Below are 17,248 nucleotides of genomic sequence, written 5' to 3'. Positions count from 1 at the left end.
GGGCTACAGCCTACTGGAGCGGCTATCGGGCGCGAGCCCGCACCGGGTTGCTGAGCGAGCCGATCCCCGAGATCTCGATCTCGACGATGTCGCCGTCGACGATGGGTCCGACGCCGGCCGGCGTACCGGTCAGGATCACGTCGGCGGGCAGCAGAGTCCACACGCTGGAGGCGTATTCGACGATCTCCGCGATGCCGTGCACCATGTCGCTGAGAACGCCGTCCTGCTTCAGTTCGCCGTTGACCCGGGTGCGCAGCGTCGCGACCGACGGGTCGAATTCCGTCTCGATCACGGGGCCGAGCGGGCAGAACGTGTCGAATCCTTTGGCCCGCGCCCACTGCCCGTCGGTCTTCTGCAGGTCGCGAGCGGTGACATCGTTCGCGACGGTGTACCCGAAGACGTAGTCCGCGAAATTCGCCGCCGGCACGTTCTTCGCAATGCGTCCGATCACGATCGCCAGCTCGCCCTCGAAGTCGACCTGCTGCGACTGAGGCGGAAGCACGATCGTGTCCCCCGGACCGATCACGGCGGTGTTCGGCTTGAGGAAGAGCAACGGCGCCTCCGGAGCTTCTCCGCCCATCTCTGCGGCGTGCTCTCGGTAGTTCTTGCCAACCGCGACCACCTTCGAGCGCGGGATCACCGGTGCGAGCAGGGAACTCACCTTGCTGAGCGGAACGCGCTCGCCGGTGGTGTCGAATCCGGCGAACATCGGGTCGGCCGCGAGCACCACCAGCTCGTTCTCGTCGACGATTCCGTAGGACAGTGCGCCTTCATGGCTGAAACGTGCGATCTTCACGCTTCGAGCCTAGCGATCGGCGGAGCTGAGCATCCACTCGCTTGCGTCGAGGTTGAGGAGCACGTCGGCGGTAGCGGCTATCGCCGGAACCTGGTCCGCGCCGACCGAGCCGACGAGGTTCACGGTGCGTCGATCCCGGTTGGAGGTGGGGCGCACGACGACGCCTGGGTGCAGCCCTGCGGATGCGACGGCCAGCGACGGCAGGAGCGCGACCCCCACACGTTCGGCGACCATGCTCAGCACGGCGATGAAGTTGTCGGTCTCGTAGGCGATGCGGGGGCTGTAGTCGCACTGGTCGGTGAGCTCGAGCAGGTGGCCGCGGCAGCGCGGGCATCCGGCGATCCACGCCTCCCCGGCGAGAGCCGCGAGGTCGACGGTCGGCTCGGCGGCGAGTGGATGGTCGACCGGGAGCGCGACCACCATCTCATCGAACCAGACGGGCACGACGGCGAGCCCGCGCGCGCTCTCCCGGTGGGGGTCGACGCGGTCGCCGGGGTAGCTGAACGTGATCGCGAGGTCTGCGGCCTGGGTGCGCACCGACTGCACCGCCTCCGGCGGTTCGGCCTCCGTGTAGGTGATCCGGACGCCGGGATGCGTGCCCGCCATCGTGCGGAGCAGCCGGGGAATGATCGTCGATGACGCCGAAGGGAACGCCGCGATTCGCACCCGCCCCGAACGGAGACCGGACAGGTCGGCGAGTTCTCCGGCGGCGGCGTCGAGTGCCGTCGTGACGGTCGAGGCGTGCCGTGCGAGCACGCGTCCGGCCTCGGTGAGGGCGACCCCGCGACCGACGCGGGAGACGACCGGCATGCCGATGCGGGCTTCGAGTCGCTTGAGATGCTGGCTGATCGCGGGCTGGCTGTAGCCGAGCGCCCGGGCGGCGCCGGTGATGCTTCCGTGGTCGCCGACGGCCCTCACCACGCGAAGCGCGTGCGAGTCGAGGTCGAGGTGGATGGCGTCGGCTTCGAGGGTCATTTCTGAATCATAATGCAAAGCTATGTTTTCAATCACACACTGGCTCTGGTCGAATGAATGAGTTTGCCTCACGCTGGATCTATGCCCAGCCAGACCCTCGAGCGCATCACCATCGACGAGGCGCGCGCCCACTTCACCGCCGGCCCGCGCTACCTCGCGGCATGCACCCAGGGCCTTCCGCTGCACGAGACGATGGCCGCGACGCGCGCCGACCTCGACACCTGGGAACGCGGCGAGACCCGCGCCGACCGCTACGACATCCCGGTCGCGTCCGGTCGAGCATCCTTCGCCGAGCTCGTCCACGTCGAACCGAGCCGGGTGGCGATCGGCTCACAGGTGTCCGTGCTGGCGAGCATCGTCGCGGCGGCGGCACCCGACGGTGCCGAGATCGTCTGCGTCGAAGGCGACTTCAGTTCGATCGTCTTCCCGTTCGTCGTCCAGGCCCATCGTGGCGTCACGGTGCGGCACGTCCCGCTCGCTTCGCTGGCCGATTCGATCGGGCCGAGCACCTGGCTGGTCGCGTTCTCGCTGGTCCAGTCCGCGACCGGTGAGATCGCGGATGTCGACGCGGTGGTGACAGCAGCGCGTGACAACCAGGCATTCACCTTCTGCGACGCGACCCAGGCCGCCGGATGGCACCCGGTCGACGCGGCGCGGTTCGACGTTCTGGCCTGCAGCGCCTACAAGTGGCTCTGCGCGCCGCGCGGGTCCGCGTTCCTGTTCGTCGGCGAGGAGATCGACCCTGTACTGCGTCCCATCCACGCCGGCTGGTACGCGGGCGACAACCCGTGGGCGTCCTGCTACGGTCCCGACATGGCGCTGGCGACGGATGCGCGACGCTTCGACGTCTCCCCCGCGTGGCCCGTGTGGCCGGGCACCGCCGCATCGCTCGACTTCTTCCGGCGACTCGACATCAACGCCGTGCACGCACACGCCTCCGGGCTCGGCGACGCGCTCTGCGAGCGACTGGGACTCGAGGCGAACGGCCAGGCCATCGTCACGTGGCCCGACGGCGACGGCAACGATCTTGCGTCGCTCACCGCTGCGGGCATCCGCGCATCGGGGCGCGCCGGTCGCGCCCGAGTCGCATTCCATCTCTGGAACACGACCGACGACGTGGACGCCGTAGCGCGCACGATCGGCCGTTAGCGGCCCCAATCTGACGAGAGCGGCCCTTCGAACCGAATCGAGGGGCCGCTCTCGTCAGATTGGGATGCGATCAGGCGTCGAGGCGCATCATCCAGCCGTGGCGGTCGGGACGACGGCCGTACTGGATGTCGGTCAGCTCCTGCCGAAGGGACATCGTGAGCTCACCCGCGGGGGCGGTGATGTCGCCGAGCGTGAAGCCCTCGGCCTTGAGTTCACCGATCGGCGTGATGACGGCCGCGGTCCCGCAGGCGAAGACCTCGACGATATCGCCCGACTCGTAGCCCACGCGCCACTCGTCGATCGTCACGCGCCGCTCCTCGACCTTGTGGCCTCGATCACGCGCGAGCTGGAGCACCGAGTTCAGCGTGATCCCTTCGAGGATGCTCTCCGACTGCGGGGTCACGAGCGTGCCGTCCTTGTAGACCAGCACCACGTTCATCCCGCCGAGCTCCTCGAGGTACTTGCCCTCGGTCGAGTCGAGGAAGAGCACCTGTGCGCACCCGTGCTCGTACGCCTCGGACTGCGGAAGCAGGCTCGATGCGTAGTTGCCGCCCGTCTTCGCCGCTCCCGTGCCGCCCTTGCCTGCACGCGAATAGTGGTCGGACAGCCAGATGGAGACCGGGCTGACACCTCCCGGGAAGTAGGCGCCGGCCGGGCTGGCGATGACGTAGTACGCCACCTTGTTCGCCGGACGCACGCCGAGGAACGCCTCCTTGGCGAACATGAAGGGCCGCAGGTAGAGACTGGTCTCCCCGCCGTTCGGCACCCAGTCGCCGTCGACGGCGACGAGCTGCTTCAGCGACTGGAGGAAGTACTCGACAGGCAGTTCCGGAAGTGCGAGCCGGTGCGCCGACCGCTGCATGCGCGCCGCGTTCGCTTCAGGCCGGAAGGTCCAGATCGAGCCGTCTTCGTGGCGGTACGCCTTGAGCCCTTCGAAGACCTCCTGCGCATAATGCAGGACCGCCGCCGACGGCTCCAGCTGGATGGGGCCGTAGGGCGACACGCGCGGACGGTGCCACCCGCCCTTGGCAGACCAGCAGATGTCGACCATGTGGTCGGTGAAGTAGTTTCCGAAGCCCGGGTTGGCCAGGATCTCGTCGCGCTCCGGTCGCCCGCGTGCGGCGAGGTTGCGGGTCACGGCGAAGTCGAGTGCGGCCGGTGCGGTTTCTGTTGCGGTAGGAGCGGTCATGACATTCCTTTGAGAGCTGGTGATCTAATTCTGCGTCAGCAGTGCCACGATTGCGTCGCCGATTTCGGCGGTCGACCGTGGCGACGAACCTCTGGCTGCCAGATCGGCCGTCACAGCGCGATCCACCCGGTCTGCATCGTCTGCTGCTCCGAGGTGCCGGAGCAGCAGTGCGACAGAGAGGATCGCCGCAGTGGGATCGGCCTTCTGCTGGCCCGCGATGTCGGGAGCCGACCCGTGAACCGGCTCGAACATGCTGGGGAAGGCGCCAGTCGGGTTGATGTTGCCCGAGGCCGCCAGTCCGATGCCACCGCTGATTGCGGCCGCGAGATCGGTGAGAATGTCGCCGAAGAGGTTGTCCGTGACGATGACATCGAATCTAGCAGGATTCGTCACGAGAAATATGGTGGCGGCATCGACGTGGAGGTAGTCAACGGCGACCGACGGATGCTCGGCCGCCACCGCATCCACCGTGCGTTTCCAGAGGCTCCCGGAGAACGTGAGGACGTTGGTCTTGTGCACGAGCGTCAGCTTGCCGCGGCGGGCCTCCGCCTGCTCGAATGCGAAGCGCACGACCCGTTCGACGCCGAATGCCGTGTTGACGGACACCTCGTTCGCGACCTCGTGCGGCGTTCCGACTCGAATCGCCCCGCCGTTTCCGACGTACGGCCCCTCCGTGCCCTCGCGCACGACGACGAAATCGACCTCGCCCGGTTCGGTGAGCGGGCTCGCGATGCCGGGGAACAGTCGGGTGGGCCGCAGGTTCACGTAGTGGTCGAGCGAGAACCGGAGCTTCAGCAGAAGGCCGCGCTCGATGTTCGCGTTCGCGAGTCGCGGGTCGCCGGGAACCCCGCCGACGGCTCCGAGCAGGATCGCATGGTGCTGCGCAATCGCCGCGAGATCGTCGTCGGTCAGCACGTCGCCCGTATCGAGGAAACGCTGCGCACCGAGCGAGAAGTGGGTCTTCTCGAACGAGAGATCCGAGGAGGCTGCGACCGCATCCAGGACCTTGACGGCCTCGGCGACGACTTCGGGTCCGATGCCATCCCCTGGGATGACGGCGAGCTTGTACGACTGCGGCATGACACTCCTGCGTTGATCTGCGTTCGGTACAGCCAGATTACCGGTGCGCCGGGCCGACTCTGGCCCTGACCGCCCCGACAGGTTTATGGTGAGGGCATGAGCCTCGGCGGCGGTATCTTCCTCTTCGTGATCGGCGCGATCTTCGCATTCGCGATCACAGTCAGCCCTTCGTGGATCGACCTGCAGGTGCTGGGCTACATCCTCATGGGCGCGGGTGTGCTCGTGATCATCATCGGCATCATCCTGCTGGTCAGGAAGCGCCGGTCGACGATCACGGTCCGCGAGGGCATCGACCCCGCGACGGGGCTGAAGTACAACACCACCGAGCGCCGGGACGACGCCGACATCTAGGCCCGGATCCTCCGGAGCGCCACGAACGCCACCACGGCGGCCGACACCATGAGCAGCACGCCGATGCCGGCGGTCAGGGCGACTCCGCTGTCGAACGCGTGACGCGCCGACTCGAGCAGCTGCGCAGCCAGTCCGTCCGGCAGCGCTTCCGCGACAGAAGTGGCACCACCGAGCGTCTCGTGCGCTGCGGCACGCTGTGCGACGTCCAGTCCGTCGGGAACGACCACGGCCGCGCGATATGACGCGGTGAGGATCGTCCCGAGGGTCGCGGTACCGAGCACCGCGCCCAGCTCGTAGGCCGTCTCCGAGACCGCGGATGCAGCGCCGGACTTGTCCGCCGGAGCACTCGCGATGATGAGTTCGTTCGAGACGGTCTCGGCAGCGCCGATACCCGCCCCGAGCGCGATGAACGCGAGCATCAGAGTGGATGCCGGAGCCGCGCCGCCGAGGAGGGCGATGATCCCGTAGCCTGCGCCTGACACCAGCACCCCGATCGGCACGAGGATACCGGGACGCACCCGCCGGGCGATCGGAACGACCACGAGCCCCGCGACGATCATCGTCACCAGCCCCGGCAGGAGGACCAGGGCGGCGTCGATCGGATTGAGACCGAGCACGAGCTGCAGGTGCTGCGAGACGAAGAACAGGAAGCCGACCAGCGAGATCACACTCAGCAGGTTCACGACCACCGCACCGCTGAACGCGCGGTTCCGGAACAGCCGCATGTCGAGCATCGGGATGGGTCGACGCAGCTGCCTGCGCACGAACAGCAGCCCCGCGACCACTCCCACCACGATGGCCGCGACCGCGACCGCGTTCACCCCGTCGGCTGCGAGTGACTTGATGCCGTAGACGATGGGCGCCATGGTCGCGAGAGACAGCAGGATGCTGACCACGTCGACGGGTCCCGGATTCGGGTCGCGCGACTCCGGAATGAGGATCGGGGCGAATACCAGGAGCGGGATGAGCACCGGCACCGCGAGCAGGAAGACGGCTCCCCACCAGTAGTGCTCGATCAGCACTCCCCCGACGATCGGCCCGAGAGCGGCGCCCGCCGCGAAGCCGGACGCCCACACAGCGATCGCCAGGCGACGCTGGTCGCGGTCGACGAATACGCTGCGCAGGAGGGACAGGGTCGACGGCATCAGCATCGCACCGAAGAATCCGAGCGCCGCACGCGAGGCGATCAGCCATTCGGTCGAGGGCGCGAAGGCGGCACCCACCGATACCGCGGCGAACCCGATCGAACCGATCAGGAGCAGGCGTCGCCGCCCGATCCGGTCGCCGAGGCTGCCCATGGCGACGAGGAGTCCGGCGAGCACGAGCGGGTATGCGTCGATGATCCAGAGCATGCCTGTGCCGCTCGGTTCGAGGGCTTTCGAGATCGACGGAAGCGCGAAGCTCAGCACCGTGTTGTCCACCGACACGAGGAGAACGGGAAGCATCAGCACGACGAGAGCCGCCCACTGGCGCACACCGGCTCTTCGCAGAGCCGGCCGGGTCTCGCCCGGGCCGCGTCCTGCGTCGACAGGCGTGGATGCGACGATCGGGCCGGTCATGATGCTGCTGCTTTCGGTCGGGACTGACTGGATATTACTACTATACCGTCCAGCCGGTACAGTATCCAGTCGGCGACCGCTACGATGGCCCCATGGCCGCAACCCCGTCCGCCCGCGATCGCATCCTCGACGCGTTCGAGGAACTGCTGATCGAGCACGGCGAACGCGCGTCGACGCTCGATGCCGTCGCACGCGGCGCCGGGGTCTCCAAAGGCGGTCTCCTCTACCACTTCGCGTCGAAAGACGCCCTCGTCGAGGGTGTGCTCGACAGGCTCGCAGCGCAGGTCCAACTCGACCTCGAGCGCATGCGAGCCGCGCCTGCCGGACCGGTCGAGTACTTCATCCGAACCTCCGTGTCCTCACAGAGTCCGCTCGACCGCACGATCATCGCCGTCGCACGCCTCGCCCAGGGTGCGAACCCCCGCGCACGCGAGTCGCTCCAGCGCATGCAGGCCGACTGGCTGGCGATCATCGAAGAAGCCGTGCACGACCCGGCCGTCGCGCGCGCCGTCATGCTGCTCGGCGACGGCATGTACTACAACTCGGCGCTCCTCCCCAGCGCCGGTGCCGTGGTCGCATCGGACGAAGACATGGACCGGCTGCTGGAGGTCGTGGCCGATCTCATCGAACGCCGTTCCTGACTCAGCCGCCCAGCTCCGCGACCCTGCGTTCGAGGAATCGGCGTACCCGGTCGTTCGGCTCCGCCGCGATCGCCTCGCGGTATGCGGCGACGGCCGGCTCGCGGTCACCCAGGCGCCGGAGGAGGTCGCCCCGGACCGCTGCGGCCTGACCGCGCAGCTGCGGACCGAGATCGTCACCGAGCGCGTCGAGTTCGGCCAGCGCCACCTCGGGACCGATGTCGTCGCTGTAGCCGCGGGCGACGATTCTGCTGAGCTGCGCCGATGGCGAAGGCCACACCTCGACGAGCCGGTCGTACAGTCGCGCGACCATCGTCCAGTCGGTGGCCCGCCAGGTCGGCGCGAGCGCGTGGAGCCCTGCGATCCCCGCCTGCAGCGCGAAGCGGCCACGACCTGCGAGCGAACGCGTCGCCAGTTCCACCCCTTCGTCGATCGAGCCCCTGTCCCACAGCGTGCGGTCGGCCTCCTCCAGCGACCGCAGTTCACCATCCGCGTCGAACCGCGTTCCCTGTCGCGCCTCCGTGAGGAGGAGAAGGGCGAGCAGTCCGGAGGCCTCCGGATCCGAGGGGGCGAGGCGCACGAGGTCCCGGGCCAGCGCGATCGCATCCCGTCGGAACTCGATCGTCGACAGGGGGCTCCCCGCAGGCGCAGCGTGGCCGACCGTATAGAGCAGGTACAGCGTCGTGAGCGCGTCGGGGACGCGAGCGGCGACGGCAGTCTCATCGTCGAACGCGAAGCGCGTCTCGGAGTCGTGGATGCGCTTCTTCGCGCGCGTGATCCGGGCGGCCATGGTGGGCTCCGACACCAGGAAAGCCGCCGCGATGTCGCGGGTGCCGACCCCGCAGACGAACCGGAGTGCCATCGCGACGCGCGCCTCCTCGGCGAGATCGGGATGGCAGACGAGCAGGATCAGTTCCAGGCGCTCGTCGCCGGTGAAGGTGAAAGGTTCGTCGGGCATGGCCGTCTCGTTCGAGCGGAGAGCTTCCGTCGCGAGGGCGGGCAGCGAGCGGGTCAGCGTCTGCCCTTTGCGGATGGTGTCGATCGCGATACGACGCGCCACCGCGGTGATCCACGCCGACGGGTTGCTCATCACCGCACCGTCGGCGGCCGCAGCCAGCGCGCGCACGAACGCCTCCTGCACGGAGTCCTCTGCGAGCTGAAGATCGCCGGTGTAACGGACGACGGCACCGAGGATGATCGGCCAGTCCTGGCGGAAGGCGCTCTCGAGCTCGGTGGTCACACCTCATTCAACCGCGAAACGCAGGATGCGTGCGGTGCGACCACCTCGCGCGGGGCTTCGCTACATCGAGTTGGTGTCCATGACCGGGAAGAGCTCCACCCAGCCGCCGGTCGGTACCAGGGCCGCGAGTTCACGGGCCTGTGCCGCGTCGCGGACACCGATCTTGTAGTACCCGGTCACATACTCGCGCGTCTCTGTGAACGGGCCGTCGGTGAAGACGGCGGGACCCCCGTCACGCCCGGGTGTGATCTTCACGGCGGTCGCCGTCGGCATCAGGGCATCGCCGCCGAGGATCTGCGCCCCTGCCTCCTGCACCGCCTGCGCGAATGCCGCGTGGGCAGCCGTTTCGGCTTTCCAGTCCTCTTCTGACACCTTCGACGGGTCCCATTCCGGTTCACGGATCAGGACAATGTACTCTTCGGCCATCATCACTCCTTGGTCTTGTGGTCGGTTGACATCCGTACGACGTGCGAGACCCCGCGAAATCGACAGGAACCCGAAGATTCTCTGTCCAGAGTGCGCATCTCGTACGCTACCGCGGTGCGACCGCCGCGGCTACGACCCGACCAGGACCGGTGTGCGGCGAGCTTTACTGCTCGGTGATGTCGATCTCGTGCATGAGGTCGGCGTCGATGGCGATCCGCACCGTCTCGAGCAGACCTTCCGGCACGCGGGAGTCGACGGTCAGCACGCTGAGCGCCTTGCCGCCCGCGGACGTGCGCGCGATCTGCATGCCGGCGATGTTGATGTTCGCCTGGCCGAACTCGTGCCCGTAGATCGCGACGATTCCGGGACGGTCGTCGTAGATCATGACGATCAGGTGCTCCGCGAGCGGGACCTCGACATCGTAGCCGTTGATCTCGGTGAGCTTCTCGATCTGCTTGGTCCCGGTCAGGGTGCCGGACACTGAGATCTGCGAACCGTCGCTGAGAGCTCCGCGGAGGGTGAGCAGGTTGCGGTACTCCTCGCTGACCGAGTCGGTGATCAGGCGCACCTCGATGCCGCGCTGCTCTGCGAGGATCGGCGCGTTCACGTAGGAGACGTTCTCGCTGACGACGTTGGTGAAGATGCCCTTGAGCGCGGCGAGCTTCAGCACGCTCACGTCGAACTCCACGATCTCGCCGCGGACCTCGACGTCCACACTGGTGAGCGGGCTGTGGGCGAGACCGGAGAAGACCTGGCCCAGCTTCTCGAGCAGCGGGATTCCCGGACGCACATACGGGTCGATGACTCCCCCGGCGACGTTCACCGCATCCGGCACCAGTTCACCGGAGAGCGCCAGCCGCACCGACCTGGCGACGGAGACACCCGCCTTCTCCTGTGCTTCGTCGGTGGACGCACCGAGGTGCGGAGTGACGACGACGTTGGGCAGAGCGAGGAGCGGCGACTCGGCGGGCGGCTCGGTCACGAACACGTCGAGGCCTGCGCCGGCGATCGCTTTCGCGCTGAGGGCGCGATAGAGAGCCTCTTCGTCGATGAGGCCGCCGCGGGCGACGTTCACGATGAACGCGGTCGGCTTCATCAGGGCGAACTGGTCGTCGCTGATCATGCCGGTCGTCTCGGGGGTCTTGGGCATGTGGATGGTGATGAAGTCCGACTCGGCCAGCAGCTCGTCGAGGGTCACCAGCTGAACACCCAGCTGCTGTGCACGCGCAGAGGTCACGTACGGGTCGTAGGCGATCACCTTGGTGCCGAACGCCTGGAGGCGGGCGGTGATGAGCGCACCGATGCGGCCGAGGCCGATGATTCCGACGATCTTCTCGTAGAGCTCCACGCCCGTGTACGTCGAACGCTTCCACTGGCCCTGCGCGAGCGAGCTGTGGGCGGCGGGAATGTGGCGGGCGAGGCTCAGGATGTGGCCGACGGTCAGCTCAGCGGCCGAGATGATGTTCGAGGTCGGCGCGTTGACCACCATGACACCGGCTGTGGTCGCCGCCTTGATATCCACGTTGTCGAGACCGACTCCCGCGCGCGCGATGACGCGCAGCTTCGGAGCGGCGGCGATCGCTTCAGCATCGACCTTCGTCGCGGACCGCACGAGGACCGCCTCCGCATCCGCGAGCGCGGCCAGTAGGGCGGGCCGGTCGGTGCCGTCGACCGACCGGATCTCGAAGTCTGGCCCGAGGGCATCGACGGTGGCGGGCGAAAGTTCTTCGGCGATCAGGACGACCGGCTTTGTCACGTGGCAGTTCCTTCGATTGGAGCAGGCTTGGGATGCTGGCGCCACTGTCATCGGGGCGCGGTCACCACACACTTTACCGGCAGGCGCAGGCCCGGTTTCGCACCGTTACGCCGGAGGTCGGCCGAGCGAACGAGCCGCGGCGACCGCCGCCGTTGCGACCTGGGGATCGGTCACGTCGTAGCTCGCGTCGCCCCCGCCGGGCCCGCTCGGCGGCCCGCTGACGGTGGCGCGTGCAGACAGGTGCACAGCATCCACACCCGTACCGGCGAGACCGGCGATGTCCGGAACGGTCACGCCCCCGCCGGCCATGACCTGGATGCGGCCTGCCGCTTGCGCGACGATCGCGGCCAGCGCATCCGCGCCCTCGATGCTGCGCGGCGCCGCACCCGACGTGAGGATGCGCGCGACACCCAGGTCGACCAGGGCATCGACGGTGGCGAGAGGGTCCTCGGCGGCATCCATCGCACGGTGGAAGGTGACCTCGAGCGGACCGGCGACGGCGACGAAGGCCTCGACCGCTCCCCGGTCGATCCCGCCGTCCGCTGTCAGCGCACCGACGACGACACCCGAGGCGCCGGCTTCGCGGGCGGCGATGATGTCGGCGACGCACAATCCGAGCTCGTCGTCGGTGTAGACGAAGCCGCCGGGGCGGGGCCTGACGAGGACGTGCACGAACCTGTCGCGATCCGACCGCCTGGCCGCGGCGACGGCGGTCGCGATCATCCCGGCCGACGGCGTCAGACCGCCCACCCCGAGCGCCGAGCAGAGCTCGATTCGATCGGCTCCGGCCTCGAGCGCGACGCGTACGCCGGCGGGGTCCTGGACCGCGATCTCGACAGCAAGCCCAGCGGCCACAGTCGTCCTCCCCGGAATCAGCGAGTCGTCACCAACTACCCGAACCCGCAGAGGATATGGGGAGTTGGTGACGACTCGGGCGATCAATCAGCTGCGTCAGCGTGCGACTTCGCCGTCGACGTAGTCGTCGTCGTTCGAAGCGTTCCACGCGAACAGCTTGCGGAGTTCGCGGCCGGTCGCCTCGATCGGGTGAGCCTCGCCCTTGGCACGGAGTGCGAAGAACTCGGGTGCTCCCGCGTCCTGGTCGGCGATGAAGCGCGCAGCGAAGGTGCCGTCCTGGATATCGGCGAGCACGGCCTGCATGTTCTCCTTGACGTGCGGGTCGATCACACGCGGGCCGGAGACGTAGTCACCGTACTCGGCCGTGTCGGAGACGCTCCAGCGCTGCTTGGCGATGCCGCCCTCCCACATCAGGTCGACGATGAGCTTCAGCTCGTGCAGCACCTCGAAGTAGGCGACCTGCGGCTGGTAGCCGGCCTCGGTGAGCGTCTCGAAACCGTACTGGACCAGCTGCGAGACACCGCCGCAGAGCACCGCCTGCTCACCGAACAGGTCGGTCTCGGTCTCCTCGGTGAAGGTGGTCTTGATGCCGCCGGCACGAAGCCCGCCGATGCCCTTGGCATAGCTGAGGACCAGAGGCCAGGCGTTGCCGGTCGCATCCTTCTCGACGGCGACGATCACCGGGACGCCGCGGCCGGCTTCGTACTCACGGCGAACCGTGTGGCCCGGGCCCTTCGGGGCGACCATGATGACGTCGACGCCCTCGGGTGCCTCGATGTAGCCGAAGCGGATGTTGAAGCCGTGGCCGAAGACGAGCGCGTCGCCCTCGGACAGGTTCGGCTGGATGTCGTCGGCGTACAGGTGGCGCTGCACCTGGTCGGGAGCGAGGATCACGATCACATCCGCCCACTTGGCGGCTTCGGCCGCGCTCAGGACCTGGAACCCGGCCTCTTCGGCCTTGGGCTTCGACTTCGAGCCCTCCTTCAGGCCGACGACGACCTCGACGCCCGAGTCGCGGAGGTTCTGCGCGTGCGCGTGCCCCTGCGAGCCGTAGCCGATGACGGCGACCTTCTTGCCCTGGATGATCGACAGATCGGCGTCGTTGTCGTAATAGATCTCAGCCACTTGTTGTTTCTCCTTAGTGATGTGGTTCAGTTTTTGAATACGCGTTCGGTGATGGACTTCGAGCCGCGTCCGATCGCGAGAAGCCCGGACTGCGCCATCTCCTTGATTCCGTACGGTTCGAGCACTTTGAGCAGTGCCTGGGTCTTCCCGCTGTCGCCGGTGACCTCGATCACCAGCGCATCCGTCGCGACATCGACGACGCGTGCACGGAACAGGTTGACCGCCTCCAGCACCTGCGACCGCGTCGAGTTGTCGACGCGCACCTTGATCAGCAGGTGTTCGCGCTGCACCGACTGGGCCGGGTCGAGCTCGACGATCTTGATCACGTTGATCAGCTTGTTGAGCTGCTTGGTGACCTGCTCCAGCGGAAGGTCCTCGACATCGACCACCACGGTGATGCGAGACAGGCCGTCGACCTCGCTCGTACCGACCGCGAGGCTCTCGATGTTGAACCCGCGACGGGCGAAGAGACCGGCGACACGGGTCAGCAGTCCGGGTTTGTCCTCGACGAGGAGGGACAGGACGTGGGTGCTCATGGCTTACTCCTCCTCGAATGCGGGGCTGTGTTCTTTCGCGTACTGCACGTAGCTGTTGCTGACGCCCTGCGGCACCATCGGCCAGACCATCGCATCCGCGCTCACGACGAAATCGATCACGACCGGACGGTCGTTGGTCTCGAGTGCCAGCTTGATGGCCGCATCCACGTCCTCTTCCTTCGTCACGCGGATGCCGAGCGCGCCGTACGCCTCGGCCAGCTTCACGAAGTCCGGGACGCGCATGGTGTCATGCCCGGTGTTCAGATCGGTGTTCGAGTAGCGGCCGTTGTAGAAGAGCGTCTGCCACTGCCGCACCATTCCGAGCGACGAGTTGTTGATGATCGCCACTTTGATCGGGATGTTGTTGATGGTGCAGGTGGCGAGCTCCTGGTTCGTCATCTGGAAGCAGCCGTCACCGTCGATCGCCCACACGACGCGCTCCGGCTGTGCGACCTTCGCACCCATCGCCGCAGGCACCGAGTAGCCCATCGTGCCCGCTCCCCCGGAGTTCAGCCAGGAGTTCGGGCGCTGGTACTTGATGAACTGGGCAGCCCACATCTGGTGCTGGCCGACACCCGCGGTGAAGATGCCCTCGGGCCCGGTCAGCTCCCCGATGCGCTTGATGACGTACTGCGGGGCCATCAGGCCGTCCGTCGTCGGCGCGTACCCGAGAGGGAACTCCTCGCGGAGTCCGTTGAGGTACGTCCACCATTCGACGAGATCGGGAGCCCCGTCCTTGGTCGCCTGACGGAACGCGGTGGTGAGATCGACGATGACGTCCTTGGCATCGCCGACGATCGGGACGTCGGCCGTGCGGATCTTGGAGATCTCCGCGGGGTCGACATCGACATGGACGATCTTCGCGTTCGGTGCGAAGAGCGCGGTCTTGCCGGTGACGCGGTCGTCGAACCGCGCACCGAGAGACACGATCAGGTCGGCCTCCTGCAGCCCGAGCACCGCCGGCACCGTGCCGTGCATCCCGGGCATGCCGAGGTGCTGGGCGTGGGAGTCCGGGAAAGCGCCACGCGCCATCAGCGTCGTGGTCACCGGTGCGCCTGTCGCCTCGGCGAGAGCCAGCAGCTCCTCGGATGCGCGGGCGCGGATCACGCCGCCGCCCACGTAGAGGATCGGCTTCTTCGCATCGGCGAGGAGCTGGGCGGCAGCGAGGATCTGCTTGCCGTGCGCCTTCGTCACCGGACGATACCCCGGCAGGTCGATCTTCGGCGGCCAGACGAACGGAACCGTCTCCTGCTGGGCGTCCTTCGTGATGTCGACGAGCACGGGACCGGGACGGCCCGTACCTGCGATGTGATAGGCGGCCGCGATCGTGGCCGGGATCTCTGCAGCACTCTTCACGAGGAACGAGTGCTTCGTGATCGGCATGGTGATGCCGACGATGTCGGCCTCCTGGAATGCGTCGGTGCCCATCAGGGTCGAGAACACCTGGCCGGTGATGAACAGCGTCGGAACCGAGTCCATGTGCGCGTCCATGATGGCCGTGACCAGGTTCGTCGCGCCCGGGCCGCTCGTCGCCATGGCGACGCCGACCTTGCCGGTGGCCGCCGCATAGCCTTCCGCTGCGTGTCCCCCGCCCTGTTCGTGGCGGACCAGGATGTGGCGGATCTTCTTCGAATCCATGAGCGGGTCATAGATGGGAAGGATCGCGCCTCCGGGCAGCCCGAAGACGACGTCGATTCCGAGCAGCTCGAGCGTGCGTACGACCGATTCGGCTCCGGTGAGCTGCTCGGGCGCGGCCCTGCCGGGCTGCGGAGTTGGTAACACTGTCGTTGGTGGTTCCGTGGACATGAGTGAGCGAATCCCTACGTACGAAACGGATGATGAGAGCGCAAGCTACCCGGTTATCGCGCCTTCCGCGGCGGAATGCACGAGCTTCGAATACTTTGCGAGAACGCCACGGGTATAGCGCGGTGGAAGCGGTGCCCAGCCTTCACGGCGGGCGGCAAGCTCGGAATCGTCGACAAGTAGGTCGAGGGAGCGAGCTGCGATATCGACCCGTATCAGATCACCATCGCGCACGAATGCGATCGGACCTGCGTCCACCGCTTCGGGTGCTATGTGGCCGATACACAGTCCGGTTGTGCCGCCTGAGAATCGACCGTCTGTCAATAGTAGTACATCCTTGCCGAGGCCGGCGCCCTTGATGGCCGCGGTGATCGCGAGCATCTCGCGCATCCCCGGACCGCCCTTCGGGCCCTCGTAGCGGATGATGACGACGTCGCCCGCGCTGATCGAGCCCTCCGTGAGCGCATCCATCGCCGCCCGCTCGCGCTCGAAAACGCGAGCCGGCCCCTCGAACACGTCGGCGTCGAAGCCGGCCGTCTTGACGACGGCGCCCTCGGGTGCAAAGGAACCCTTGAGGATGGTGATGCCACCCGTCTTGTGGATCGGGTTGTCGAGCGTGCGCATCACCTCGCCGTCCGGGGCGGGAGGGTTGATCTCGGCCAGGTTCTCGGCGACCGTCTTGCCGGTGACGGTCAGGCAGTCGCCGTGCAGCAGGCCGGCGTCGAGGAGAGCCTTCATCACGACAGGCACTCCGCCGTGGCGGTCGACGTCGTTCATCACGTACTTGCCGAACGGCTTCAGGTCGCCGATGTGCGGGATCGTGTCGCCGATGCGGTTGAAATCGTCGATGGTGAGATCGACCTCCGCCTCGCGGGCGATGGCCAGGAGGTGGAGCACGACGTTGGTCGAGCCGCCGAAGGCCATCGCGACGGCGATCGCGTTCTCGAAAGCCTTCTTCGTGAGGATGTCCCGTGCGGTGATGCCGAGCTTGAGCAGGTTGACGACGGCCTCACCGCTACGGTGCGCGAAGTAGTCACGGCGACGGTCCGCCGAGGGCGGCGCGGCCGAGCCGGGAAGGCTCATCCCGAGCGCCTCCGCGACGGACGCCATCGTGTTCGCTGTGTACATTCCGCCGCAGGCACCCTCGCCGGGAGCGATGGCGCACTCGATACGCTTGAGGTCCTCTTCGCTCATCTTGCCGGCCTTGCACGCGCCGACCGCCTCGAACGAGTCGATGATCGTGACGTCCTTCTCCGTGCCGTCGGAGAGCTTGACCCAGCCGGGTGCGATGGAGCCCGCGTAGAGGAACACGGCGGCGAGGTCGAGTCGCGCGGCGGCCATCAGCATGCCGGGGAGCGACTTGTCGCACCCGGCGAGAAGGATGGTGCCGTCGAGACGCTCGGCCATCATGACCGTTTCGACGGAGTCGGCGATCACCTCACGGGAGACGAGCGAGAAGTGCATCCCCTCGTGGCCCATCGAGATGCCGTCGGAGACGGAGATCGTGCCGAATTGAAGGGGGTAGCCGCCGCCCGAGTGCACGCCCTCTTTCGCACCCTGGGCGAGCCTGTCGAGGGAGAGGTTGCACGGCGTGATCTCGTTCCATGAGCTCGCAATACCGATCTGGGGCTTCTCCCAGTCGGCGTCGCCCATACCGACCGCGCGGAGCATTCCGCGGCTGGTGGTGGCTTCGATCCCGTCAGTGACAACCCGCGAACGCGGTTTCCAGTCGATTTCAGGCATGTGACGAGTCTAGAACGACCACGGCCC

At 67.4% G+C, this 17,248-nt stretch carries 16 protein-coding genes; 3 read left to right on the top strand and 13 right to left on the bottom strand.

Going from position 1 to position 17,248, the window contains the following annotated elements; all coding sequences use genetic code 11:
• Positions 1–22: 22 nt before the first annotated feature.
• Both AAYO93_RS06660 and AAYO93_RS06655 read right to left on the bottom strand, forming a co-directional pair.
• Positions 23–796: a fumarylacetoacetate hydrolase family protein gene (locus tag AAYO93_RS06660; RefSeq protein ID WP_345764213.1), complete on the bottom strand. Its 774-nt coding sequence runs from the start codon at positions 794–796 to the stop codon at positions 23–25.
• A gap of 9 nt (positions 797–805) precedes the next feature.
• Positions 806–1,771 (bottom strand): LysR family transcriptional regulator, encoded by a 966-nt coding sequence (locus tag AAYO93_RS06655; protein WP_345764212.1) that lies wholly within the window; start codon positions 1,769–1,771, stop codon positions 806–808.
• 81 nt (positions 1,772–1,852) lie between these two features.
• Here AAYO93_RS06655 and AAYO93_RS06650 point away from each other — a divergent pair, with 81 nt between their 5' ends.
• Positions 1,853–2,920, top strand: a complete 1,068-nt coding sequence (locus AAYO93_RS06650) for an aminotransferase class V-fold PLP-dependent enzyme (protein WP_345764211.1) — start codon at positions 1,853–1,855, stop codon at positions 2,918–2,920.
• Positions 2,921–2,990: 70 nt separating this feature from the next.
• Here AAYO93_RS06650 and AAYO93_RS06645 read toward each other — a convergent pair whose 3' ends face one another.
• The gene (locus tag AAYO93_RS06645; protein ID WP_345764210.1) at positions 2,991–4,109 is read right to left on the bottom strand and encodes a branched-chain amino acid aminotransferase; all 1,119 of its coding nucleotides are present in this window, start codon (positions 4,107–4,109) and stop codon (positions 2,991–2,993) included.
• 24 nt (positions 4,110–4,133) lie between these two features.
• The gene (locus AAYO93_RS06640; protein ID WP_345764209.1) at positions 4,134–5,189 is read right to left on the bottom strand and encodes a 3-isopropylmalate dehydrogenase; all 1,056 of its coding nucleotides are present in this window, start codon (positions 5,187–5,189) and stop codon (positions 4,134–4,136) included.
• A 96-nt stretch (positions 5,190–5,285) separates the two neighbouring features.
• Between AAYO93_RS06640 and AAYO93_RS06635 the strand changes: the two genes are divergently transcribed.
• Positions 5,286–5,540, top strand: coding sequence for a DUF6458 family protein (locus AAYO93_RS06635; protein WP_345764208.1), 255 nt, complete (start codon positions 5,286–5,288; stop codon positions 5,538–5,540).
• Here the strand turns inward: AAYO93_RS06635 and AAYO93_RS06630 are convergent.
• On the bottom strand, positions 5,537–7,099 hold the full coding sequence (locus tag AAYO93_RS06630) for an MFS transporter (RefSeq protein ID WP_345764207.1): 1,563 nt from the start codon (positions 7,097–7,099) through the stop codon (positions 5,537–5,539). The two genes, AAYO93_RS06635 and AAYO93_RS06630, sit on opposite strands and share 4 nt — an antisense overlap.
• Positions 7,100–7,191: 92 nt before the next feature.
• Here AAYO93_RS06630 and AAYO93_RS06625 point away from each other — a divergent pair, with 92 nt between their 5' ends.
• Entirely contained in the window at positions 7,192–7,740 is a 549-nt protein-coding gene (locus tag AAYO93_RS06625; protein ID WP_345764206.1) for a TetR/AcrR family transcriptional regulator, read from the top strand.
• A gap of 1 nt (position 7,741) precedes the next feature.
• Here the strand turns inward: AAYO93_RS06625 and AAYO93_RS06620 are convergent, their stop codons facing one another.
• The 8 genes from AAYO93_RS06620 to ilvD form a co-directional block, all read right to left on the bottom strand.
• Positions 7,742–8,977: an RNA polymerase sigma factor gene (locus AAYO93_RS06620; RefSeq protein ID WP_345764205.1), complete on the bottom strand. Its 1,236-nt coding sequence runs from the start codon at positions 8,975–8,977 to the stop codon at positions 7,742–7,744.
• 60 nt (positions 8,978–9,037) lie between these two features.
• Positions 9,038–9,403: a YciI family protein gene (locus AAYO93_RS06615; RefSeq protein ID WP_345764204.1), complete on the bottom strand. Its 366-nt coding sequence runs from the start codon at positions 9,401–9,403 to the stop codon at positions 9,038–9,040.
• Positions 9,404–9,566: 163 nt separating this feature from the next.
• Entirely contained in the window at positions 9,567–11,159 is a 1,593-nt protein-coding gene (serA, locus tag AAYO93_RS06610; protein WP_345764203.1) for a phosphoglycerate dehydrogenase, read from the bottom strand.
• A gap of 105 nt (positions 11,160–11,264) precedes the next feature.
• The gene (locus AAYO93_RS06605) at positions 11,265–12,014 is read right to left on the bottom strand and encodes a copper homeostasis protein CutC (protein WP_345764202.1); all 750 of its coding nucleotides are present in this window, start codon (positions 12,012–12,014) and stop codon (positions 11,265–11,267) included.
• A 96-nt stretch (positions 12,015–12,110) separates the two neighbouring features.
• Entirely contained in the window at positions 12,111–13,139 is a 1,029-nt protein-coding gene (gene ilvC, locus AAYO93_RS06600; RefSeq protein ID WP_345764201.1) for a ketol-acid reductoisomerase, read from the bottom strand.
• Between the two features lie 26 nt (positions 13,140–13,165).
• Positions 13,166–13,675 (bottom strand): acetolactate synthase small subunit, encoded by a 510-nt coding sequence (gene ilvN, locus AAYO93_RS06595; RefSeq protein WP_163290139.1) that lies wholly within the window; start codon positions 13,673–13,675, stop codon positions 13,166–13,168.
• 3 nt (positions 13,676–13,678) lie between these two features.
• Positions 13,679–15,481, bottom strand: coding sequence for an acetolactate synthase large subunit (locus AAYO93_RS06590; protein ID WP_345764200.1), 1,803 nt, complete (start codon positions 15,479–15,481; stop codon positions 13,679–13,681).
• 45 nt (positions 15,482–15,526) lie between these two features.
• Positions 15,527–17,221, bottom strand: a complete 1,695-nt coding sequence (gene ilvD, locus AAYO93_RS06585; protein ID WP_345764199.1) for a dihydroxy-acid dehydratase — start codon at positions 17,219–17,221, stop codon at positions 15,527–15,529.
• Positions 17,222–17,248: the final 27 nt, after the last annotated feature.

This window comes from Diaminobutyricibacter sp. McL0608, assembly GCF_039613825.1.
Lineage (GTDB): Bacteria > Actinomycetota > Actinomycetes > Actinomycetales > Microbacteriaceae > Diaminobutyricibacter.
Note: the sequence above shows the minus strand (reverse complement) of the source record. Positions and strands in the feature narration are given on the sequence as shown.

Excerpts from the sequence above, each read along its gene's own strand:
- AAYO93_RS06645 (WP_345764210.1), bottom strand. The coding sequence starts at position 4,109 with ATGACCGCTCCTACCGCAACAGAAACCGCACCGGCCGCACTCGACTTC.
- AAYO93_RS06590 (WP_345764200.1), bottom strand. The coding sequence starts at position 15,481 with ATGTCCACGGAACCACCAACGACAGTGTTACCAACTCCGCAGCCCGGC.
- AAYO93_RS06615 (WP_345764204.1), bottom strand. The coding sequence starts at position 9,403 with ATGGCCGAAGAGTACATTGTCCTGATCCGTGAACCGGAATGGGACCCG.
- AAYO93_RS06650 (WP_345764211.1), top strand. The coding sequence starts at position 1,853 with ATGCCCAGCCAGACCCTCGAGCGCATCACCATCGACGAGGCGCGCGCC.
- AAYO93_RS06630 (WP_345764207.1), bottom strand. The coding sequence starts at position 7,099 with ATGACCGGCCCGATCGTCGCATCCACGCCTGTCGACGCAGGACGCGGC.
- AAYO93_RS06635 (WP_345764208.1), top strand. The coding sequence starts at position 5,286 with ATGAGCCTCGGCGGCGGTATCTTCCTCTTCGTGATCGGCGCGATCTTC.
- AAYO93_RS06625 (WP_345764206.1), top strand. The coding sequence starts at position 7,192 with ATGGCCGCAACCCCGTCCGCCCGCGATCGCATCCTCGACGCGTTCGAG.
- ilvD (WP_345764199.1), bottom strand. The coding sequence starts at position 17,221 with ATGCCTGAAATCGACTGGAAACCGCGTTCGCGGGTTGTCACTGACGGG.
- ilvN (WP_163290139.1), bottom strand. The coding sequence starts at position 13,675 with ATGAGCACCCACGTCCTGTCCCTCCTCGTCGAGGACAAACCCGGACTG.
- AAYO93_RS06655 (WP_345764212.1), bottom strand. The coding sequence starts at position 1,771 with ATGACCCTCGAAGCCGACGCCATCCACCTCGACCTCGACTCGCACGCG.
- AAYO93_RS06640 (WP_345764209.1), bottom strand. The coding sequence starts at position 5,189 with ATGCCGCAGTCGTACAAGCTCGCCGTCATCCCAGGGGATGGCATCGGA.